The organism is Ignatzschineria larvae DSM 13226 (assembly GCF_038500265.1).
GTDB lineage: Bacteria > Pseudomonadota > Gammaproteobacteria > Cardiobacteriales > Wohlfahrtiimonadaceae > Ignatzschineria > Ignatzschineria larvae.
Map to the genome: position 1 here is coordinate 2,540,969 of NZ_CP150637.1, position 22,366 is coordinate 2,563,334.

Consider the following 22,366-nt stretch of genomic DNA (forward strand, 5'->3'; position numbering starts at 1 on the left):
AAAAGATGAGTCAATTTCGAGTGAAATATTTCAAACAATGGCTGTTACTGATGATCTTCTCATTAGTTGCGATTATGCCTGTTTCGGCGCAAGTGAAACTGGAAATCGTAAAGGCTTCTAGTAATGCATATCCTATTGCTCTGGTAGATCAGGCGACTAATAGCCAACCATTTTTGACGGTGATCTCTAATGACCTACAACGTTCAGGGCGTTTTATCCCTAAAACAGGTTTAGCTGTACCGCAACAATTAACGAGCGTTGCGCAAGCAGATAGCGGTATTTGGCGTGCGGCAGGGATTAACTTTATTGTGATCATGACGCAAAAAGGGAATATGCTTCAGGTCGATGTGGGCGATACCTTTTCTCGCACTGTACGCGCAAGCCGACAATTTCAATATGTCAATGATGAGAAGGGGGAGCGTTTAGTTGCGCATAAGGTTGCAGACTTTATCTATGAAACGATTTTAGGAGTGCCGGGGTCATTTAGTTCTAAGGTTGCCTATGTTTCACGCAATAATAATCGCAATTTTTCTTTAGTGGTTGCTGATGCTGATGGTGCTTATCCTCAAGTGATTTTAGAATCAGCTGAACCAATTCTTTCGCCGACTTGGTCGCCTGATGGTCGTAAAATTGCCTATGCTTCTTTTGAAAAGAAACGTAACCAAATTGTTGTACAAGATCTTTATAGTGGTCAGCGTCATGTTGTGATTAGTGAACCGGGTATTAATTCTGCACCTACATGGTCACCCGATGGAACAAAGCTTGCTTTTACGCTCTCTAAAGATGGAAGCCCTGAAATTTATCGTGCCAATATTGATGGCAGTGATCTTCGTCGTTTAACGAATCATCCAGGCATTGATACGGAACCAGCCTGGGGTAGAGATGGAATGATCTATTTCACCTCGGATCGAGGCGGTTCACCACAAATTTATAAAATGTCTGAAAATGGCGGCCCTGCTGTTCGAGTTTCGAATACCGGGAATTACAATGCAAACGCATCCCTTTCAGCAGATGGTAAACAGCTAGCCATGATGCAACGTCTACCAGGGCAAGGATTTGGAATTGCAGTGATGGATCTAACGACAGGGGAAGTAAAACGTTTAACCAACGGTGGCAAGGATGAAGCACCGAGTTTTTCTGGTAATAGCCATATGATTCTCTACTCAGATGGTAGAGGTGGTTTAAAGGTCATTTCAACCGATGGTAATGTTGAGCAACGATTTTATGGAATAGGGGCTGATGTCCGTAAACCAAGTTGGTCTCCTAATGTCCGCTAAGAGAATAGTAATGATAGTTTAATGACGATTTTGAGAGGATGAATATGGGTAAGTTAATGGTAAGAGGAATTTCAGTTCTACTCTGCAGTGCATTAATTGCCGCTTGTAGCACTACAGGAAGTGGTCTTAGTGGCGAAAATGGTGGTGGACAAGGGTATGGCTATGGTTATAACAATGGGCCTACTAGCACTTATTATGATGCTGATTATGGTAAACGTGGTACAGCAGATCGAATTATCTACTTTGATTTTGATTCAGATCGTTTGCGTGCAGAGTCGTATGATGTGGTCAAAGCGCATGCAGATGAGCTAAAACGTAATCCTAATCGTGGCGTATGGCTTGAGGGACATACGGATGATCGTGGATCTCATGAGTACAATATGGGGCTTGGCGAACGTCGAGCGAATAGTGTGAAATCATTAATGCTACAATCTGGTGCTAATCCCAATCAGATTCGCGTACGAAGCTATGGTAAGGAGATGCCGGCAGTTTCAGGATATGATGAAGCGGCTTGGGCGCAAAATCGGCGGGTAGAGATTGTTTATTAATTTAATTTATTATTAATTTTAATTGAATGCAGTTAAAGCACTTATAGCGCTCTGAATATTCTCTATTTCAAAGCGATAAGTGCTTTTCTGTTGACGTATAGGAAAAATGTGTGGTTAAACAGAAGAGCTTAGGGTTATACAAACGGATTTTGTCGTACTCTTTCCAATATCCTTTGATCGTAGTGACGGCGCTGACATGTGTCATTCTCGGAGGGTTTTCTGAAGCGGGGTTATTCTGGCTTTTAAAACCAATATTAGATCAAGGTTTTGTTGAGAAAAATTCACTCTTTATTAAAATGATGCCGTGGATGGTAGTGGGTGCCTTTATCTGTATGAGTGCACTTAATTTTGCTGGAAGCTTTGGTATGCAGTGGGTTTCACAGCAAGTGATTACAAAGTTGCGCCTGCAGATGTACGATAAGATTCTTCATCTACCGCAAAGAGATTATGATCAACATTCAACGGGCTATTTTATGTCAAAACTCACTTTTGATATTGCCCAGTTAATGGCCGTGAGTTCAATGACGCTTGTCTCTATTATTAAAGATAGCGCTGTGATTTTAGGGCTCATTATTGTTATGTTTGTCAATGATTGGGTCATTACCTTAATGGTCTTCTTGATGGCACCAATACTTTATCTTATTTTGAGGTATGTTTCTCGGCGTTTACGAGGGATTGCCCGCACGATGCAAGGACATATGGGTGAATTTAACCATGTGCTTGAGGAAGGCATTCGGGGGCAAAAAGAGGTTAAACTCTTTAATGCTTATGAACAGATGAATAACCGTTTTCGTAAAGTGAATCATCATCTTCGACATTTGAGCATGAAAAGCTTAGTGGCAAGCCAATTAGCAAGCCCGATTTCTCAAGTATTTCTGGTTATTTTTATCGCAATGGTGATCTGGTATGCTTCAAATCAAGCCACAGAAGATGCAATTACAATCGGCAGTTTCTTGTCATTACTAGCTGCAATGGTTGGGATGTTAACGCCTATTAAACGTTTAGTCAGTATGAATGAGTCTCTGCAACGAGGGGCTGCTGGTGCTGAAGGGGTTTTTGGAATTTTAGATGCCGAACCTGAAGAAAATCATGGAACGATGATCTTACCGAAAGTCAATGGACATATTGTTTATAACAATGTGAAATTCCAATATGAACGCAGTGAACAATTAGCCTTAAAAGGGATTGATCTTGAGATTTTACCAAAAGAAACGGTTGCGCTAGTAGGTGCATCGGGGAGTGGTAAGAGTACTTTTGCGAATCTTCTTTCGCGTTTCTACTCTGTCACCGAGGGTGAGATTTTATTAGATGGGCATCGGATTGAAGAGATTGAGTTGATGGATTATCGTAGCTATATTAGCTATGTGGGTCAGCATGTGATTCTTTTCGCCGATACGATTGCGAATAATATTAATTTTGGTAATACGCACTGTACTCGAGCGGATATCGAGCGAGCGGCAAAGCTTGCCAATGCGGCTGATTTTATAGAAGCCTTGCCACAAGGTTATGACACCGTAATTGGTGAAAATGGTGCGAAGTTATCTGGTGGACAGCGTCAACGGATTGCTATTGCGAGAGCTTTATTAAAAGATGCGCCAATTCTCATTTTTGATGAGGCAACGAGTAGCTTAGATAATGAGAGTGAATACGCGATTCAAAAAGCATTAAAAAGTATTAGTGCTGAAAAAACAACAATTATTATTGCACATCGATTATCAACAATCGAACATGCGGATAAAATTGTGGTGTTTAATCAAGGGGAGATTGTGGAAATTGGTCGGCATGAAGAGCTACTTGAAAAAGGTGGTTTTTACGCTAAGCTTTATCGTGTGGATAAGCAAGAAGAAGCGGTTTAAAGCGATTGTATTGGAATAGCGTAATAACTTTTTGTATTAAAAATCCCACAATGTTGGAAATTTGATGCAAAAATGTATCAATTCTAATAAAAATAAGATATGATTAACCCGTTAGTTTGTATTATTTGAAGGTAACTTGTTACAACTGTCTGTAATACATTTATTTTAATTCGTAATTAAGTGGAGACTTATATGAAAAAGCAATTAATTATTGCTGCATTAGCAGGTCTATTCGCGACTTCTACAGCTGTAGCGGCGACAGATTCGTTAATTGATAGACAAGGTGATTTTGTTAAAGACCGTCAAGGTGAGTGTGTATTAGTAAAAGATGGTGTTCCTGGATGTGGCGTTGTAATCCAAGATCTTACTTTCTCAGCAGATACTTTCTTTGATTTTGATAAAGCAACACTTCGTCCACAAGGCCGTGAGTTACTTAACAAAGTAGCCGCTGAGCTTGTTAAAAACGAAAATGGTGTAAAATCAATCAGCCTTACTGGTTTCACTGATTCAGTAGGTAGTGCTGCTTATAACCAAAAATTATCACTTCGTCGTGCAGATTCAGTACGTGATTATTTAATTGAAAGAGGCGTTAGCCCATCATTAATCACAGCTCAAGGTGATGGCATTAGCTATACATTTGATAATGCAACTGCAGAAGGCCGTGCTAAAAACCGTCGTGTAGATGTTAAAATCGAAGCTGTAAGAAAAGTAAACGTAGACTAATCTAATTACATGATTTAATTCTATTTTTATATAGTCTGAAAGAATAAAAAAGCACTCTGAGATCGGAGTGCTTTTTTGCTATTCGCTATTTCAACTTTAGATAATAGTTATTATTATCGTCTGTTGAAATATGTGCTCTATTTACATATATAAAAATGTAAAAATAAAAAAGGATGCGCCCCGTAGTAGTCGGTTGCAAATTGCCAAGACTCTTGAACGCGTAGGTTCAAGTGGATACTGCATAAATCACATTAGGCTTCTGAACTAAATCAGCTTGCACACCGTGACCTAATAACAGCTAACTCCAAAGTATCATATTTAGGATCAAGAGGTGTATGACAATAAAAACGCTCGTACATAACAGGAACGCATCAACAATAGTCTTACATAGATTAGGCTATTTTTCAAATGGAGATTGCGCGATAAAGAGGGCATAAACGCTTTTTGGCTGAGGATTATTCAATATTTCCATCGCTCGTAGAAAAGAACTTCCTGTTGTAATTACATCATCAATAAAGAGAATTGATGGTGTTTCTAGATTATCTATTTGATTTTGATCTAAACATTTTGAAAGGAGGGGCTTGTTAAGGATAAAGCTATTGTGATGATTATCTAAGCGCTCATCAAAAGAGAGGTGGGCTTGCGGCAGGGAAAATGCTCTTTTTTGTAAAATTTGGTCACTATAGTGTTGTTGGTACTTTCTTGCTAATGCTTTGCTAATGAGCGCAGGAGGATTAAATCCTCTTTGTGCTACGCGAATTCGATCGCTCGGCATTGGAATAATCAGTGTATTAGCCGGGAGCTGTTGTAAGAATTGCCCGGCATATTGTTCGGTGAGGGTAGTGAGTGTTTCACTTAAGTAGGGCTTTAATTGATATTTAAAGCTCTTAATCAATTGCTTGATCGGTCCACTATATTGACAGCAGATTGCGACATCCGCTAAATAAGGATAGAGCCTTTTGCAAAAATGACACAGAAATAGGCCTTCTGTATCGCAAAAGATACATTTCCGTTCAGCGGGTTGAATGTCGCCGGCACATTGTGGGCATAGATGAGGGATGATGGTTGTTTTAAGACGATGTGAACAGTTATTGCAATAACGAGGTAGGAGGTAGTCTAGTAGCATCTATAATGTATCTCTAAGGTCGTTAGATTATTCGATTTTCAGACGCGTATGATCTCTCTATTCACTATTACCTGTTTGTAGTGCTGTAATCTCAATGGTTATTGGATCGTGATCTGAAAACCGATAAGGATACTTAAGATTAGTATTAAGATGATGGACTTGGGGATTTTGATAACTGATCGTTTTAGGAATCAATATGTAATCGAGCACAATAGGGCACTGTTTATAATGGGTGGTATAGAGTTTGCCATTATAACTTTGCCACATAGAGATGAGTCGCTCGCCGGTTAGAATTTTGAGCGTATCGCTGTTAGGCGTATCGTTAAAATCGCCGAGTACAATGATAGGATGCTTATTATTTTTTTCATAAAAAGAGCGAATTGCAGATGCTTGCTCATTACGCTGTCGTTTGGCAATCCGTTTTTCCTGTTTAGTGGGCATCATCTGTGATTTAAGGTGGCAATTAATCAGTGTTAATGGGCCTAAGTCCGTCATAGCTGTTAATAGAAGCGGTTTTCGTGAAGGTCTGTAGGTACATTCAAGATTGCCTTCAAAAGCGCTTACATCGCCAATATGGTTGTGATAATTACAGATTGTAATATGATCTTTGACCAAAAAGGCCGGGCGAATATTGAGATCTTGCGCGCCACCGCTACTATTTTGTCTTGGTGGAATATCAATATAGCGATAGGTCGTTTGAGTGGATGTTTTTATGGCATCAATAATGATATCGGCAACAATCGCAATGGCTTCCCCTTCGATATTAAGCGTTTGTGAGCCAATCTCTTGTAGGGCAATAATATCGGGAAGTTGTAAATCTTCAGTAATCGCTTTGATAAGGTGCGCAATTTTATCAGGGTGCGAATTTTCATGAAGATTGTGTAGATTGCAAGAAGCAATGGTTAATGTTGTCGCTGGGGGCATGGGCATAATGATCGATTTGTATTACGGAAAGAGCTTGGCATGCTATTGTGATTGATAGAGGGGCAAAAGTGAGCGAAGTAGTGCAATCTGCTGCTCATTGCCGGCTGTTTCTGCTTCTTGTAGCAGTGTATTGAATTTGGCTTGATATTCATTGATGAAATAAGTTCTTTTGAGTCGAACATAGTTTTGCCATTGTGTCTGCTCATCAGTATAGAGGGTTGCAAAGAAATTCCGCGCCCGATAGATAAAGAGTAGAGGCTCTAGGCGAGGATCATGAAAATTGAACTCAAAATCACGAAGTGCAACACCATTCATCGTTGGAATTTTGGCCATTTTATGACGATCTTGTGCTTCAAAGAAGCCATGATAGAGTAAGGATTCGACGGGCGAATCTTGATTCTCAGTTTCAAAAGGAGAGGGCGCTTGGTAAATCTCGAAGAGTTTATTTTGCAGTAGCGTGCGTTTACTCAATATTCTCTGATAATTCTCGACACAGTAAGCTTCATCGAGCTTAGGATTGGGAAGTGTCTTGAGAATAGAAGCGGGGGCTAAAATCGGTGCGCGATTGAGATAAATCCCCTTGAGTGGAATACGGGATTCCCCTTCAAGTAGTTCACTGCTTGGTTTGTACATCCTCTTGGCGATTGTTTGACTATCGAGCGTTAAGAGTGGCTCGATATCGCCCATTAGATCAATGGTGATCAATTGATTCTTATTTTGAGGGTGAAAGAAGAGCGGCATAATAAGTGAGTAGTAATCACGCGCATAGCCAAACATGCCGGAGACATGCAACAGTGGTGTTAAACGTTCAAAGTCGATCAGCGGTTGTAGATCCCTTGCTTTTCGATGCTCAAAATAGTAGTTGAATAGTTTCGGTTGTTTTTGGGAGATAAGCTGCGCCATACCGATAGTAGCGTAGACATCACTTAACGCATCATGCGCTTTCTCATGTTGTAAGTTATTCGCTTTTGAAAGATGTTCTAAGCGTAGGCTCACCGTGCCATCTTTATTCTGTGGCCATTCGATTCCTTCAGGACGAAAGGCGTAAGTTGCTCGCACAACGTCAAGCAGATCCCAGCGAGAATTCCCATTTTGCCAAGTGTATGCATAAGGATCGATAAAGTTGCGATAGAAGAGATAGCGAATCATCTCATCATCAAAACGAATATTGTTATAGCCTAAGATACAAGTATTGGGTTCGCTAAAAAGCGCATGAATCTGCCGCGCAAACTCAGCCTCAGGCAATCCTTTTTCCATCGCTTCTTGCGGAGTAATACCGGTGACTAATATAGATTCAGGGTCGGGAATATACTCTTCGGGCGGTTGGCAATAGAGATTGATAGGCTCGCCGATAATATTAAAATCTCTATCTGTACGAACCCCTGCAAATTGAGCAATACGATCCTCTTTTGGATTTAAGCCAAAGGTTTCAAGGTCATAAAAAAAGAAGGTCGCTGTCATGAATAGCCTTGCTGTCAATACTATCAGAATAGTGGTGAAGATCAGAATAAAATCGTTTTTCTGACTTTGGAAAAATTATAGATCATTTAGAGATCACTTTGGTAAAACGCTTAGAGTGAGAAGTTTTCCCCTAGGTAGACACGGCGTACATCTTCATGGCCTAGTAGGTGTTCTGTATCCCCTTCTGCAATGACTGTGCCTGCGCTTAGTATATAGGAGCGCTCACAGATAGAGAGTGTTTCTCGAATATTATGATCGGTAATCAAAATGCCGATATCACGTTTAGAAAGATCGATAATAATTGATTGAATATCGGAAACCGAGAGCGGATCGACACCTGCAAATGGTTCATCGAGTAAGAGGAACTTTGGATTAAGGGCGAGACTTCGCGCAATTTCAACGCGGCGGCGCTCCCCCCCCGACAATGCAATTCCTTGTGAGTGGGCGATATGAGTAATTTTGAAATCTTCGAGTAATTGATCCGCCAATGCTTCTTGGGCTTTTTTGTCTAAATCTTTACGGGTTTGACAGATCGCGAGGATATTATCCCGACTCGTCATTTTTCGAAAAATGGAGGCTTCCTGCGGTAGATAGCCGATGCCTAATTGCGCGCGGATATGCATCGGGCTTTTGGAAATATCTTCTTTATCTAGGAATACATTGCCGTCATCCGGTGTAATAAGGCCGACAGTCATATAGAAACTAGTGGTTTTCCCGGCACCATTGGGGCCAAGAAGACCAACGACTTCGCCTCGATTGATATGAAACGATGCACCATTGACAACAGTGCGGTTTTTAAAACGTTTAATAAGGTTTTGAGCGGTTAGGCGCATGTGGATATCCTATTTTTGATCTCTATTTTCCATCTGAATTGTGAAGTGCACTCGGCCATCCTCTTTGCGTTCAGCATTAATAACACGTGTTTCAAGGTTATAGATGATCTTATTCGCAACCACGATATCGCGATTTTGCTCTACTTGTGCATCTGTTTCCAGTTCTAGAATCTGTCTTTTCGGAAAGTAACTTAATTTTCGACCCTCTCCAAAGACCCAAGGTTCATTGAGTTTAGGGAGATCTTTAATTTTGACCATATCACCAGTAGCAATAATATATTCTAGTTCCCCATCTACCATTTGAAAAATCGCCTCATCCGCTAAAATCTCAAGATTCCCTTGTACCATGACGACATTGCCTTTGTAGGTTCCGGTCGGTGTTCCATTGGTAAACTCTGACCAATCAGCATCGATATAGAGCGGTAATTGCCGATCTTCAGGGAGTGCAAAAGCAGTATGAAGATTTAAGCTTACTATGGTTAATAATGTGCCGAGTATGAGAGGGCGACGATGAGCTTGTTTGGAAACTCGGTATTTATTGTGGTGTTGATTCATGGTCTGATTCCTGATTCATTAAGAAAGTCGAATGAACATCATCGAGTAGGGTAAACATCTTTTTAGGAGGATAGGCATCGAGGCCTATTCCTGTCAACAAACGAGTCGGTGTTGTGATTTTAACAAATAATTCTGAAGTCGCTCGTTCCCCTTGATCATGGATATAGAGTTTTTCAGTATTTAACGTAAGGTCATTGACCGGTTCTTGAGTATCCGGCAAGAAGAGTTCAACGTTATTGATCATCGTGATGAGATTGCGATCTTGGCTAATCAAGGCAATATCACTCTCGGCTCGCCAATCATAAGGATGCTCTTTGCGAAGTGGTGGGGAGTTTTCAGTTCTGGTGATATCGTAATGGAAAAGTCGGGGATCGGTGAGCGTACTGCCTTTCTCGTTATCATAGTGCTGTAAAGCGGCGCCAATGAGAGTGTATTCTAATATCCCTTGTGGGGTATAGCGTTTGATCTCATACGAGGAGAGAATCATTTGGGGCTCATTTGAGATGGTTTCAGGGGCTTCCTGGCTATCTCGGTAGATAATCCAGGCGAGATAACAGAGCGCACCAAGTACAAGGAGTTGAAAAAATCGTTTTAATATCGTCGCAAATGTCATAAGCGCCTTATTGACTATCTTTTAGTTACATGAGTCCATAGGTGTAAAAAGTACTCCCATATTATGCGGTGTTTAGCGGGCTTTCGCAATAAGATGCTGATTGTGTCTCTATTTCTTTGGGAAGAGAGTGCTTTCAAGTCTTAATGGCCATTTTCAAGATGATAAATCCTCAAGCGGGAATTAACCCTAAATATTTATTTCAGAATTATTTACGCAGCGTTCGAACTTGTAGATTTTGATCGGCCAGCAGTAAAATGTCGGCGCCCCGCGCTGCAAATAAGCCATTGGTCACTACGCCGGTAATTTGATTGATAGAGGCTTCTAATTGAATAGGGCTTGTGATTTTAAGGCCTTCTACATCGACAATAAGATTATGATTATCTGTAATAAAGCCCTCACGAATTTGCGCCTTTCCACCCATCTGTTCCATCTTGCGCATTACATAGTGTGCGGCCATTGGAATGACTTCAATGGGAAGGGGGAATTTTCCCAATGTTTCAACGAGTTTTGACTCGTCGGCAATACAGACAAATTGCTTTGCATGGGCTGCTACAATTTTTTCGCGTGTTAGCGCACCGCCACCGCCTTTGATCATGGCTAAATGATGATTGACTTCATCAGCCCCATCGATGTAAGTATCGATGCTTGTAATATCTTCAAGATTGACTACAGGAATGCCGAGTGCTTCAACTTGTTTAGAGGATCTCTCTGAGCTTGAAGCAACGCCTTTAATTTTGAAAGGGAGCGTTGGGAATAGGGCAATAAGACAATCAACGGTAGATCCGGTTCCTAAACCGAGGATTTGATCAGGCTGAATGTAGGAGAGTGCAGCTTGAGCGACTGCTTCTTTCTGTTTCTGTTGTAAGGTCATAAAATTAGTCTTTCTAGGCTAAACAAATAGATTAAACGAATAAATAGATTGAAGGCGAGGGAGTCATAAAGTTTGGATCATCATGGTGATAAGGTATTTTTGCAAAGGTTTTACAATGAATCTGAGCGTTATAAGAGCTCTGCAAAAAAGTATCAGATATTTAAAGAATTTTATATCGCTCCTCGTTTAATGTTATAGTGGTACATCATAATTATACTCGTAAAATTGATAAAGGAAACATCGAATGCCAGTAGCAAAAGATAAAGTAGTCGGCGTAATTTACACATTAACTGATGATCAAGGCAATGTGCTTGATTCTAATAAAGGCCAAGAGGCGCTTGAGTTCATCCATGGTCACGGTATGATGATTCCTGGTTTTGAAAAAGCGTTAGAAGGTGCAACAGAAGGTCAAACAGTTGCGTTTAGTGTGACTCCTGAAGAGGGTTATGGTGAAGCGAACGAAGATTTTGTGATCGAAGTTCCACGCACAGCTTTCCCTGAGGGTGAGGATATTCAAGTGGGTTGGCAAGTAACAGGTACAACACCTGATGGTCAGATGCAACCTTTTAGAGTTTTAGAAGTTTCTGAAGAGAAAATCAAACTTGACGGAAACCATCCTTTAGCAGGTCAAAACTTGAACTTTGAAGTGGAAGTTGTTTCTCTTCGTGATGCAACAGAACAAGAGCTCTCTCATGGCCACGTTCATGCAGCGGGACACGACCACTAATTTCGCCCTATTTATGTGTTAGCGGTTAAAAATCTCTATGTCACATCAAAAAACGTTTCAAATAAAAGGAGAACTATCAACATTGATGGTTCTCTATCTTAATGGAATCGATCTAAAAGTCTTAGAGGATGATCTTTCAAAACAGATTGAGAGATCGCCTCAGCTTTTTAAAGGCCTTCCGATCGTTATTGATCTTATTGCCATTGAAACGGGCAATAGTATTGATCTCAATTGGTTGAAAAACCTATTATTAGCACGGGATCTTGTGCCTGTCGGGCTTCGTAATGTTAATGCAAGTCTGCAGGAGAAAGCGAGAGCCTCTGGTTGGGCTATCCTGGCAGATTCTGCAAATAAAGCGAAACAAGTGGACGCTTTAGCCGTTCAGAATGTACCTAAACAAGCAACTGCGGTGCCTGTGGCAGAAAAAGTCAAAGTCGTTGAACGGGTGAAAGAAGTCTTTGTGCCCATTGATACCACATTGCATGTACAGCAAGTGCGATCAGGACAACAGCTATCTGTGCCGAAAGGAGATCTTGTGGTTGTGAACTCAGTCAATGAAGGTGCAGAGTTATTAGTGGATGGCAATATCCATATTTATGGTAGTTTGAGAGGGCGCGCTCTCGCGGGTATTAATGGTAATCAATCTGTTCGTATTTTTTGCCAATCCCTTGAAGCGGAGCTAGTTTCTATCGCGGGATTTTATAAAATGCAAGAGGATATTCCTCAAGAGTTATGGGGCAAAACTGTACAGATTTTTCTTGACGAAGAAGAGTTAAGAATTACGCCGTTAATCCGTTAATCTGATATTATATATAATACTATAATCGTTGATACTGGAGTTAGTTTTCATTCAAGCTAGCGGTGTTAAAGCTGAGGTAGAATGTTTATTAGATATCGGATTACATAGTAAATAGTATTCGTATTTTAATTAAAGCAATGTTGTATATATTATTTTTAGATGAATCGAAATCATATGGATGTCAATCATGATAAACATTATGATAATTGAGATGAAATGATATATTTTAATGGTTGGATAGAGTGATAAATTTGGGAGCGACGCGTGGCAAGAATTGTAGTTGTAACATCAGGTAAAGGTGGTGTTGGTAAGACAACCACTAGCGCAAGTATCGCATCAGGTCTTGCAAAAAATGGACACAAGACAGTTGTGATTGATTTCGATGTGGGATTGCGTAATCTAGATTTGATTATGGGGTGTGAACGCCGAGTAGTTTATGACTTCGTCAATGTGGTGCAAGAAGAAGCAAGTTTAGCACAAACTTTGATTAAAGATCGACGATTAGAAGATCTCTATATTCTACCCGCTTCGCAAACACGAGATAAAGATGCCTTAACAAAAGAAGGTGTTGAAAAAGTGATGAAGGATCTGACAGATATGGGATTTGAATTCATCATCTGTGACTCTCCTGCGGGTATCGAAAAAGGAGCGCAGCTTGCAATGTATTTTGCGGATGACGCGATTGTGACGACAAATCCTGAAGTCTCTTCCGTTCGTGACTCTGACCGTATTTTAGGGCTTCTTGCAAGCAAGACAAAGCGTGCTGAAGAGGGAAAAGAGGTTAAGCAGCATTTGATTATCAATCGCTATAATCCTGCGCGAGCAGATAGCGGTGATATGCTTTCAGTAACGGATATTCTTGATATCCTAGGGATTCCACTTTTAGGTGTTGTTCCAGAATCTCAAGCCGTGTTGCAGTGTTCAAATGCGGGCGAGCCTGTGATTATGAATGAAGAATCAGATGCCGGGCAGGCTTTTAACGATATTGTTGAGCGCTTTTTAGGAAAAGATCTTCCCCATCGGTTTATGGAGTCCCCTAAAAAAGGTTTCTTTGGACGTATTTTTGGAGGTTAAGAGATGCTTAAACGTTTATTTGGTCGACGCCAGAGAAGTAATACAGCCTCTATTGCTAAGGAGCGCTTACAAATTATAGTCGCCCATGAGCGTCTTAAGAATGCAGAAGGAGGGAATCCTGCTTTCTTGCAAGACCTTCAAAAAGACATTTTAGAAGTTGTACGGCGATATATTCCTGTGGATGCTGAGCAAATTAATATCTCGATGGATCGAGATGGGGATTGTGATGTTCTTGAGTTAAATATTGTTTTATCGGAAGATGATCATAAAGCTTTAGATTCTATCTTAGAGAATAAATCAGTAGAATCTCAATCATGATATTCTAAGATCGAAAGTAGTACTCTCAGTTAACATTCTTTGAAGTTATAACAATGAGTAAAAAGCCGTGATAAAAACGGCTTTTTTTGTGGGGAGAACTTGCAATTTTTTTTTTGATCTAATATAACGAAATAGAGGAGGTTTTCATGCGTTTAGATAAGTGGTTATGGGCAGCACGCTTCTATAAAACCAGACGTTTAGCAACGGATGAGATTAATAAAGGGCGTGTGAAAGTCAATGGCTCTGAAGCAAAACCCGCTCGGAATATTGCTGTAGGCGATATCTTAACAATTCGTAAATTACAGACCATTTTTGAAGTTGAAGTTTTATTGTTAATTGAGCAACGTGGACCGGCTTCGGTTGCAACTACCATGTATGTTGAAACAGATGAGAGTATTAAGCGCCGAGAGCATGAGCGGGAATTACGACGATTATCACCTCAACCATCCTCTGAAACACTTACAAGCCGAGATAAACGGCGCTTAAGAGATGTAAAGCAGGGAAAAATATTTTAAAAGTTCATTTGAAAACATATTTAAAAACAAATTTTTAAATCATTACAAATAATAATAGCTATTAAGGAGAGTAGTAAATGGATTATCGGATAGAAGTTGATCTATTGGGAGAATTAGAAGTGCCAGCGGATGCCTATTATGGTATTCACACTGTGCGTGCAATCAATAATTTCACCATTTCAACACAAAAAAATAGTGATAATCCTGAATTTATTTATGGTTTAGCCGCTGTGAAAAAAGCAGCAGCGCAGGCAAATATGGATTTAGGCACAATTCAATCTGAGGTCGGTAATGCAATTGTCAAAGCATGTGATTTGATTATGGCGGAAGATCGTTATTGCCAATATTTCCCTATTGATCTATTTCAAGGGGGCGCCGGTACATCACTGAATATGAATATGAATGAAGTGATTGCCAATGTTGCATTAGAATTGCTTGGCTACGAAAAAGGACGATATGACATTATTAATCCAAATGATCACGTCAATGATTCTCAATCCACGAATGATGCCTATCCTACCGGAATGCGTGTCGGATTTTATAAAGTTTCAGAGCGCCTCATTGAAGCAGCAGAGTATCTCTATAAAGGATTAAAAGCAAAAGAAGTAGAATTTGCTGATGTGATTAAAATGGGGCGTACTCAGTTGCAAGATGCAGTACCAATGACATTGGGTATGGAATTTGGGGCATTTGCTTTTCAAATTAGAAAAGGGATTGATTTCTTGAAAGTGGCACGTCAACCGTTACTCTCTGTGAATTTAGGTGGAACGGCAATTGGAACAGGAATCAATACGCCGGCGGGTTACTCGGCACTAGCTACAAAATATTTAGCAGAGATTACAGGCTTTGCATTTGAACCAGCGGGTGATCTTATTGCGGCGACGTCTGATCTCTCTGATTTTGTCTATTTCCATTCAGCGCTTAAAGGGTTAGCCGTTAAGCTTGGTAAGATGGCTAATGACCTACGTCTGCTCTCATCGGGTCCACGTACAGGTTTAAAGGATATTAATCTACCAGAATTACAGGCGGGTAGCTCAATTATGCCAGCAAAAGTCAATCCTGTATTGCCAGAAGCGGTCAACAATGCTTGTTTTAAAGTATTTGGTAATGATACAACGGTATTAACAGCTGCAGAGGCAGGGCAATTACAATTGAATGCAATGGAACCTGTGATTGCACAATCCACTTTTGAATCGATGATGCTTCTCACCAATGCTTGCCGTAGTTTGCAAGATCGCTGTATCGCTGGGATTACAGCAAATGAAGAGCGCTGTTTAAATTATATTCTTAATTCGATAGGAATTATTACTTACCTTAATCCTATTATTGGCCATAGTGAAGGGGATATTGTCGGTAGCATCTGCGCTAAAACGGGTAAGAGTGTTCGAGAAGTGATTCTTGAACGTAATTTAATGTCGGCTGAAGATTTTGATGCTTTCTTCTCAATAGAGAATTTGCGTAAAACTTTAGGATTACAGTAAGCTGTTATGACAGAACTTAAAATTGAATCACAGTCGCCTCTCGTTGTAGAGGCGAATCTTTTTTTAGAAGGCTATCAGCGACAATATCGTGAACATAGTGCTCGGGCAAAACAGGTGGCATTATCACAGTTAATTGCTTACCTTGAGATGCGCGCGATAGAAACATGGGCACAATGCGATGACCGAGTATTGCGGCAATATATTATTTATCGTTCTAAAACAGCATTACCGGGAAGTGAGAAGCCATTAAGTAGCAGTAGTATCGAAACGCATTTAGCCTCTATTCGAATCTTTTTTCAATATCTGCAAGAGAAAGGTCTTATTCAATATAATCAAGCAAGGTTAGTCTCAACACCCAAAAAAGGCAAACGGTTACCTACAGTGATTGAGGCGGATCTTGTCAATCAGATTTTAGATCGTACGCCAGAAGATGAGTTAGAAGTAAGGGATCTCGCTATTTTAGAGTTACTCTATTCTAGTGGACTTCGTTTAGCAGAGATTGCGAGTTTAGAATTATCAGATTTAGATTTTAAAGAACAGCTTGTAAAAGTCATTGATGGTAAAGGGGGGAAAGATCGCATCGTACCCATTGGTCGTAAGGCGATTATTGCATTGGAAACTTGGTGCGCACTTCGGCTCAATTGGCTCAGTGAAGTGCCGGCGATTACGACCAATGCGCTCTTTATTTCAAAGCGCGGTGGGCAACTTTCCGACCGGCAAATTAGTCGCCGAGTGAAGCTCTATGCAGAGAAGAGTGGAGTGCATATTAATCTTCATCCTCATCTGTTACGTCACTCTATGGCGACGCATGTTTTGGAATCGAGCCAAGATATTCGGTTAGTACAAGAGTTATTAGGGCACGCCGATATCTCAACAACTCAAGTGTATACCCATTTAAATTTTAATCATCTCGCTAAGATCTTTGATGCAGCACATCCACGGGCAAAGCGGCAAGCCCCTAATAAGGTGAAGATACAAAAACTGCCTCGATCAGATGATGAGGCAGATGAGTTTTAGATTCTAGCTTTAGTGCGATGATTTGCTACATGCTATGGTCTCAATGCTTGAGATGAATAATGCGAGTGAATAATGTGAAAGTAGGTTATACAATGAGATGTTTTTGTAAGCGCACAATATCGACCTGTAGGACTTTTTCAATATAGCCGATAGGGCCGCCATATTCCTGTTTAATAAATTGATCTAATGTATTAAGATAATCAGCCTCTACATAGCGAACTTTGCGTAAAATAGGCTCTAATGCTTCAATGATATTCGGTTCAAGTTGTCGATTGTCTTCTTTATGGGCTGAGAATAACTGATGTAATGCTTCCGCTGATTCATTGGAGCGGAGATAATTAGTCATAATATCATCATAGTGGACATCTAATGCTGAGAGTAACAGATAACTCATAACGCCGGTACGATCTTTGCCTGCGCTGCAATGATAGATCACCTTTTCATTATCCGAGAGTGCCGCAAATACTGCTTTGAATTGTTCCGCCCCTTTTTGAGGGAATGCCTGATACATTGTAATGAAGAGTTGATCAATCTCTTTTGCTGTTAGTTGTGTGAGTTTTTTGATCTCATCTTTGGTAAAGAAGTTACCCACATCAATGGGTTTTGCTTGATAACTAATCATGCCGGCAAGCAGTTTTAACTGCTCTTGGTGTTTCTCTTCCGGCATACGGAAATCGAATACAACATCTGGAGCAATATTGATCAATTGATCTAAGTCTTGAGGGGAAGCAAAATCAAGTAAGGCGCTTCGATAGACCCTATTTGCTTTAATAGCGCGATTATTACGTGTTTTAATCTCTGCAAAATTTCTAAAATTGACGATATTTTCAAAATTAATTTGTGAAGCCATAGATGAACCCTCAATTGCATAACTCATTTAAATATAAGCTCTATCCTATCATATTCCTCCCTTGTATTATGTTTTAACCGAAGATATGGATAGAAAATATTGTACTTTTTTCGATCACCTATTGCTTTTTGTAGGCTGTTCTTGTAACATTTGTCTTCTACTAAGAAGCACCGAAGAATGCCTGGGTGGCGAAATTGGTAGACGCAGCAGACTTAAAATCTGCCGACCCTTATACGGTCGTGCCGGTTCGATTCCGGCCCTAGGCACCATTATTGAAACGAGAAGCCCGCAATATAGCGGGCTTTTTGTTGTCTGGGATTTGATTGTCACCAATGTTGAGATTCCAATATAAACTAACTTAGATCGTAAACTTACTTTAAAAAGGCGTAAGTCAAAATGCTGAGTTAGCTTAAGAAAATGCGGCAATTAAGTGTTTATTGGGAAAGCTATAACACCGGAACGATGCAGAGAAGCGATTTAACACTTGTTATATCAAGGGGTATTTTCGATAGTTAAGGCATGTCGATTGACAGAGCCCTCTCTTCGCAGTTGGAAGCAGCCTGACTTCAAACAAAACCGTCTAGTGCGTGATCAGCCTATAATAGATGCGCTTAATGCAATTGTTCAAGACCTCGCACGGCCTCGTTGGGGTTGGAAGTGTTTTTACCGATTAAGACTCCTTTGTGTCAATTATGGATACCACTCTAAACTTTTAGATGCAAAAAAGCCCGCTAAATAGCGGGCTTCTTCAATCATGATTGGTGGAGGCGGCGGGATTTGAACCCGCGTCCGAAAACTATCCATTCTTGGTACTACATGTTTAGCCGTATCTTTAATTTAACTTCACATCGTCCGACCGGCAGGAGATGCAAAGCTGTTCTAAGTTAAGTTTCGCAAAATACCCCTTAGAAATGATATTTCACTATTTCGTTTAAGTTGACTGATGATAATACCGAACGAACACAGTATCATGATCAGTTAGCAGACTAAGCTGCTAAAGCGTAGTTGTTATCGTTTGCAACTATACAAATTGCCGCGTTTTTACAAGACTCTCGACCATCTTGACATGCACCTCAAACTTCAACATCCCCGTCGAATCCAAGAACGCCCCCGTTTAAGTTGATAGAGAATTATACCTCTTCTACAGGATTTAAGCAATGTTTCCCTGATTTTGTAGGTTGATATTCTGGATAACGTTCATAGAGTTTCTGCAATTGAATCCGTGCAGGCGTGAAATCAGCTTCGGCAGCTTCTTTCAATAATGCGTAAGCTTGTGGGATATCTTTGGTAATGCCGGGGCGAGATTGCATTAAGAGTTTGGCAAGTTCCGTCTTGGCATAAGGATGACCCTCATTCGCGGCTAACTCATAAAATTGTAGCGCTTTAGGGACATTAAGACCCACAACAACATCATTGGCATACATATAGCCCACCTTGAATAACAGCTCTTGTTGCGCTTCACTAGCTGGCAAGGCAAGAATTCTCTCTTCTAGTTCGTGAATCTGCTGAAGTGCTTCAGGGCTCTCTTGCCGGGAAAGCAGAAAGTAACGCAATGCAAGGGAGAGATCAATGAGCTCTTTTTCGGTTTTGAGTTCAATTAGACCAAGGTAAAAGAGCGCTTTGTAGTATTTTTTATTCGCGGCTTTCTGTAGATAGGCTTTTGCTTTCTCAAAATCTTGCGGAACATATTTCCCTTCATAATAAAAGGTTCCCATCCGATAGAGATCGACTTTGTTATTCAATGCTGCCGAGACACGTGTGAAGAGATATTCTAATGAGAATGTCATGATTAATCCTGTGGTGACGTTAAAAATAGCTACTCAGCAGTATAACTTCTAAGATTAAGCTCGTAACGCTTACCTTTTTCATAATAAGCGATTAAGGCCGGAAGATAATAATCTGCGGGTGCAAGTCCAAGTTCCACACGATCATCGCCTTCACCACTAACATAGAGTTTGATTGTGGTGTTTTTACCATTGATGCGTGCTTCTTGTGTGCCGGCAGCGGTGAAAGTGGGGCGCTCATAGATCTTCTTACCATTGGTCGTTTGGATCTTTTCGGTGAGAGGACCTTTATTGAGTGCTGATTGCCAAGCAGTTGTAAAGAAGTCTTGCGCTAATTTGGTCATTTCTGCGGAGAGTTTTTCGCCGGCGCGGCCATAAGTGATAGTTCTATTTTGAGTATCAAAATCGGCATAGGCATAAGGTTTATTACTGCGAATATCCCGGAATTTTTGAGTAATAAGGCGATTGCCTTGCATCATTCCCTCGCTCTCAAACACCATTTTCTTGAAAGGAATGTTGACGATCGTTTGAAGTTGATATTTGCCATTGCCATATTGGAAATCCATTGTAGCCGGTACTTGAAATGGGCCGACAAAGTTAAGGCGCATTTTATGGGGCATTTCTTGGGCTATGGCGATCATCGAACAAAAAATAAGTGAAAAAATGAGAATAAATCGTTGCATGAATTGTAGAAACCTCTAAAAATGTAGGAAGGGTTCTATAACCCTGATATGATGAAAATCCATTTTAACATGGGGAATAAGTGGATAAAACTTAAGCTTTTGCATCTCAAGTCAAAGGTAAAGTGATAATCAATACCACGTTCTATATTATAACCATAACACAGCAAAGAGGAGCTGCGCATGCAACCTAATTTACGTCAAAGACATTTTTTAAAGTTACTTGATTTCTCAAAAGAAGAGATCCTCTATTTAGTAGGGCTCGCTGAAGAGCTTAAAAGAGCGAAGAGAGCAGGGATAGAGCAACGACGACTAGCAGGAAAAAATATTGCGCTCATCTTTGAAAAATCTTCAACTAGAACTCGCTGTGCGTCAGAAGTAGCAGCGGCAGATCAAGGCGCAACCACAAGTTACTTAGGGAGTGAAGGGACGCAAATTGGGCATAAAGAGTCAATGAAAGATACCGCGCGTGTTTTAGGGGATATGTATGATGCGATTCTCTATCGTGGATTTAGTCAAAGAGTACTTGAAGAGGAACTTGCGGCTTATGCAGGTGTACCTGTTTATAATGGTTTGACCGACGAGTTCCACCCAACTCAAATGCTCGCAGATCTTTTAACGATGAAAGAGAATAGTGATAAATCTATCACAGACTTGAGCTATGCCTATGTGGGAGATGCGCGAAATAATATGGGGAATTCTCATCTTGTGATGGCGGCGAAATTAGGAGTAGATTTCCGCGTTGCGGCACCAAAACATCTTTGGCCGGAAGAGGCTTTGATGAAACAATGTGAAGCCTTGGCGGCGGTGAGCGGTGCAAGATTAACCTTTACCGAAAGTGCAGAAGAAGCCGTCAAAGGTGTTGATTTTATCCATACAGATGTTTGGGTATCGATGGGGGAAACAGAAGAAGCATGGCGTGAGAGAATCGCCCTTTTGCAACCGTATCAGGTCAATGCTGCTTTAATGCGCGCAACGGGTAATAAGAATACGAAATTTATGCACTGCTTGCCAGCTTTCCATAATCGTGAAACAACTGTCGGGGAATGGATCTATGATACGTTTGGGTTAGATGGTGTTGAAGTGACAGAAGAGGTTTTTGAAAGCGCTCAAGGAGTTCAATTCCAACAGGCTGGCAATAGAATGCATACGATCAAAGCAGTGATGGTCGCAACCTTAGGGTAAACTATAGGTAGAATCTGATAATGAGATTTTGTATCTGACCATTAATCTGTTCTATTTAGTTCTATTTATAGTTTATAAGTACAATAATTAGATTGAAAAAGCCACTTTTCTATATAAAGTGGCTTTTTTGTTACTGCTGATATGTCCTAAATAACGTTGACAAATTTTTCAGTCCTAATAGGAGAAGTTAGATGCTACTTAAATACCACTATTGAGGCGTTTTAATAATTCAATCGCTTGTTCTTGTGGATAGTTTGTCATGATATTTAAGGCTCTAGGCGCAAAGCGGTCACCTTTCATTGCTGCTTGTTGGAATAAGTTATAAGCTTTAGTGTAATCGGCAGGAAAATCCGGGGTGTTTTGTGTATAGAGTAATCCTAGACGATAAGCAGCGTGAGGTTGTTCATTAGCTGCAAGTTCGTAAAATTGGGCTGCAACAGGGATATTAGCAATGGTGCCTTGTCCTGTTTCAAACATATTTCCAGCATTAAGTGCTGCAAGAGTATTGCCTGCTTTCGCTGCTTGTTGGAAGTAGGATAGTGCTGTTTCTGGATTTTTTGCACTACCTTGACCGCTATAATAAGTCATCCCAAGATTATAGAGCGCGTTGGCATTACCTTGCTTCGCTGCTAATTCCCAATAGCGTTTTGCTTGATTCATATCTTGAGGGACTTCGGCACCTTGAGCGTATTTATTGCCAAGATAATATTGTGCGTATTGATCGCCTTTTTGGGCGAGCTCATTCAATTGGCTTGTGCCTAATGTCCGAACCATCTCGATATGTCCAGGTGTAATAATTTGAGGTTGGGCAGATTCACGAGATGTCGTCGCAAGACAGCCTGTAAGAATCAACGCAAGCGATGTTGCAAGAAATGTATGTTTTAACATAGTAAGTAAGCCTTTAGTATTTAACATTGACGTAAACCTTAGTGAGTAGTAGATATCTATGAAAAGGTTTAAAAATAATGAGATAGTTAGGGAATGCAATAAGTAATCAGCTTCATTGTAGAAGAAGCATCCTTATTCACAAAATATTTAAGCTACATAAAGATGAATATAATTATAATTCAATAAGTTGTAAATGGTTTAAGGTGTTTTTTAGAGAAATATATTCATCTTTTAATCAAGGGTGCTCAAAAGTTTAGCAAT

General features: G+C 40.4%; 23 protein-coding genes, 1 tRNA gene and 2 other RNA genes. 13 read left to right on the plus strand and 13 right to left on the minus strand.

From position 1 onward, the window contains the following. Nucleotides 1–5 precede the first annotated feature (5 nt). The 4 genes from tolB (at nt 6) to WMO13_RS10525 (ending at nt 4,404) form a co-directional block, all read left to right on the plus strand. The gene (tolB, locus tag WMO13_RS10510; protein ID WP_026878940.1) at nt 6–1,277 is read left to right on the plus strand and encodes a Tol-Pal system beta propeller repeat protein TolB; all 1,272 of its coding nucleotides are present in this window, start codon (nt 6–8) and stop codon (nt 1,275–1,277) included. Nucleotides 1,278–1,321: 44 nt separating this feature from the next. Further along, nucleotides 1,322–1,825: a peptidoglycan-associated lipoprotein Pal gene (gene pal, locus WMO13_RS10515; protein WP_026878939.1), complete on the plus strand. Its 504-nt coding sequence runs from the start codon at nt 1,322–1,324 to the stop codon at nt 1,823–1,825. A 110-nt stretch (nt 1,826–1,935) separates the two neighbouring features. Beyond that, nucleotides 1,936–3,681 carry a lipid A export permease/ATP-binding protein MsbA gene (msbA, locus tag WMO13_RS10520; protein WP_026878938.1) on the plus strand — a complete coding sequence of 582 codons (1,746 nt, stop codon included), beginning with the start codon at nt 1,936–1,938 and terminating at the stop codon, nt 3,679–3,681. Between the two features lie 192 nt (nt 3,682–3,873). Then, nucleotides 3,874–4,404 carry an OmpA family protein gene (locus WMO13_RS10525; protein ID WP_026878937.1) on the plus strand — a complete coding sequence of 177 codons (531 nt, stop codon included), beginning with the start codon at nt 3,874–3,876 and terminating at the stop codon, nt 4,402–4,404. A gap of 174 nt (nt 4,405–4,578) precedes the next feature. Here the strand turns inward: WMO13_RS10525 and ssrS are convergent. From ssrS to rpiA, 8 genes are all read right to left on the minus strand, one after another. Beyond that, nucleotides 4,579–4,774: non-coding RNA, 6S RNA (ssrS, locus tag WMO13_RS10530), on the minus strand. Between the two features lie 27 nt (nt 4,775–4,801). Continuing rightward, complete coding sequence (locus tag WMO13_RS10535) at nt 4,802–5,530, minus strand: ComF family protein (protein ID WP_156923267.1); 729 nt, start codon at nt 5,528–5,530, stop codon at nt 4,802–4,804. Nucleotides 5,531–5,587: 57 nt separating this feature from the next. Beyond that, nucleotides 5,588–6,460 carry an endonuclease/exonuclease/phosphatase family protein gene (locus WMO13_RS10540; protein WP_026878935.1) on the minus strand — a complete coding sequence of 291 codons (873 nt, stop codon included), beginning with the start codon at nt 6,458–6,460 and terminating at the stop codon, nt 5,588–5,590. A gap of 36 nt (nt 6,461–6,496) precedes the next feature. After that, complete coding sequence (sbcB, locus tag WMO13_RS10545; RefSeq protein ID WP_034855723.1) at nt 6,497–7,915, minus strand: exodeoxyribonuclease I; 1,419 nt, start codon at nt 7,913–7,915, stop codon at nt 6,497–6,499. 110 nt (nt 7,916–8,025) lie between these two features. Continuing rightward, nucleotides 8,026–8,748 (minus strand): LPS export ABC transporter ATP-binding protein, encoded by a 723-nt coding sequence (lptB, locus tag WMO13_RS10550; protein WP_026878933.1) that lies wholly within the window; start codon nt 8,746–8,748, stop codon nt 8,026–8,028. A gap of 9 nt (nt 8,749–8,757) precedes the next feature. Continuing rightward, on the minus strand, nt 8,758–9,303 hold the full coding sequence (lptA, locus tag WMO13_RS10555; RefSeq protein ID WP_051396227.1) for a lipopolysaccharide transport periplasmic protein LptA: 546 nt from the start codon (nt 9,301–9,303) through the stop codon (nt 8,758–8,760). Beyond that, nucleotides 9,284–9,916 carry an LPS export ABC transporter periplasmic protein LptC gene (lptC, locus tag WMO13_RS10560; RefSeq protein ID WP_026878931.1) on the minus strand — a complete coding sequence of 211 codons (633 nt, stop codon included), beginning with the start codon at nt 9,914–9,916 and terminating at the stop codon, nt 9,284–9,286. Before lptC ends, lptA begins: the two co-directional genes overlap by 20 nt. 205 nt (nt 9,917–10,121) lie before the next feature. Continuing rightward, complete coding sequence (gene rpiA, locus WMO13_RS10565; protein ID WP_026878930.1) at nt 10,122–10,787, minus strand: ribose-5-phosphate isomerase RpiA; 666 nt, start codon at nt 10,785–10,787, stop codon at nt 10,122–10,124. Nucleotides 10,788–11,031: 244 nt separating this feature from the next. On the opposite strand from rpiA, the gene WMO13_RS10570 reads away from it, so the two are divergent. From WMO13_RS10570 to WMO13_RS10600, 7 genes are all read left to right on the plus strand, one after another. Next, entirely contained in the window at nt 11,032–11,514 is a 483-nt protein-coding gene (locus WMO13_RS10570; protein WP_026878929.1) for an FKBP-type peptidyl-prolyl cis-trans isomerase, read from the plus strand. A 37-nt stretch (nt 11,515–11,551) separates the two neighbouring features. Then, nucleotides 11,552–12,313 carry a septum site-determining protein MinC gene (gene minC, locus WMO13_RS10575; protein WP_034855719.1) on the plus strand — a complete coding sequence of 254 codons (762 nt, stop codon included), beginning with the start codon at nt 11,552–11,554 and terminating at the stop codon, nt 12,311–12,313. A 264-nt stretch (nt 12,314–12,577) separates the two neighbouring features. Further along, the gene (gene minD, locus WMO13_RS10580) at nt 12,578–13,387 is read left to right on the plus strand and encodes a septum site-determining protein MinD (RefSeq protein ID WP_026878927.1); all 810 of its coding nucleotides are present in this window, start codon (nt 12,578–12,580) and stop codon (nt 13,385–13,387) included. Between the two features lie 3 nt (nt 13,388–13,390). Then, nucleotides 13,391–13,705, plus strand: coding sequence for a cell division topological specificity factor MinE (gene minE, locus WMO13_RS10585; protein ID WP_051396225.1), 315 nt, complete (start codon nt 13,391–13,393; stop codon nt 13,703–13,705). 146 nt (nt 13,706–13,851) lie between these two features. Next, nucleotides 13,852–14,220, plus strand: coding sequence for an RNA-binding S4 domain-containing protein (locus tag WMO13_RS10590; RefSeq protein WP_156923266.1), 369 nt, complete (start codon nt 13,852–13,854; stop codon nt 14,218–14,220). Between the two features lie 77 nt (nt 14,221–14,297). Continuing rightward, nucleotides 14,298–15,701, plus strand: a complete 1,404-nt coding sequence (locus WMO13_RS10595) for an aspartate ammonia-lyase (RefSeq protein WP_026878925.1) — start codon at nt 14,298–14,300, stop codon at nt 15,699–15,701. 6 nt (nt 15,702–15,707) lie between these two features. Beyond that, complete coding sequence (locus tag WMO13_RS10600) at nt 15,708–16,718, plus strand: tyrosine recombinase XerC (protein ID WP_051396224.1); 1,011 nt, start codon at nt 15,708–15,710, stop codon at nt 16,716–16,718. Between the two features lie 85 nt (nt 16,719–16,803). On the opposite strand, the gene WMO13_RS10605 is transcribed toward WMO13_RS10600, so the two are convergent. Next, a complete protein-coding gene (locus WMO13_RS10605; protein WP_169727770.1) occupies nt 16,804–17,568 on the minus strand; it encodes a tyrosine-protein phosphatase in 765 nt (254 codons plus the stop codon). A gap of 179 nt (nt 17,569–17,747) precedes the next feature. Between WMO13_RS10605 and WMO13_RS10610 the strand changes: the two genes are divergently transcribed. Beyond that, a tRNA-Leu gene (locus WMO13_RS10610) sits at nt 17,748–17,837 on the plus strand. Between the two features lie 490 nt (nt 17,838–18,327). Here the strand turns inward: WMO13_RS10610 and ssrA are convergent. The 3 genes from ssrA to WMO13_RS10625 all read right to left on the minus strand — a co-directional run bounded on the left by ssrA (nt 18,328) and on the right by WMO13_RS10625 (nt 20,035). Beyond that, nucleotides 18,328–18,680, minus strand: a transfer-messenger RNA (tmRNA) gene (ssrA, locus tag WMO13_RS10615). An 18-nt stretch (nt 18,681–18,698) separates the two neighbouring features. Beyond that, the gene (locus tag WMO13_RS10620; protein ID WP_026878923.1) at nt 18,699–19,355 is read right to left on the minus strand and encodes a tetratricopeptide repeat protein; all 657 of its coding nucleotides are present in this window, start codon (nt 19,353–19,355) and stop codon (nt 18,699–18,701) included. Nucleotides 19,356–19,384: 29 nt separating this feature from the next. Further along, the gene (locus tag WMO13_RS10625; RefSeq protein ID WP_051396223.1) at nt 19,385–20,035 is read right to left on the minus strand and encodes a hypothetical protein; all 651 of its coding nucleotides are present in this window, start codon (nt 20,033–20,035) and stop codon (nt 19,385–19,387) included. 180 nt (nt 20,036–20,215) lie between these two features. Here WMO13_RS10625 and argF point away from each other — a divergent pair, with 180 nt between their 5' ends. Further along, nucleotides 20,216–21,217: an ornithine carbamoyltransferase gene (gene argF, locus WMO13_RS10630; RefSeq protein WP_026878922.1), complete on the plus strand. Its 1,002-nt coding sequence runs from the start codon at nt 20,216–20,218 to the stop codon at nt 21,215–21,217. A 198-nt stretch (nt 21,218–21,415) separates the two neighbouring features. Here argF and WMO13_RS10635 read toward each other — a convergent pair whose 3' ends face one another. Next, nucleotides 21,416–22,105 (minus strand): tetratricopeptide repeat protein, encoded by a 690-nt coding sequence (locus tag WMO13_RS10635; protein WP_169727769.1) that lies wholly within the window; start codon nt 22,103–22,105, stop codon nt 21,416–21,418. Nucleotides 22,106–22,366 lie beyond the last annotated feature (261 nt).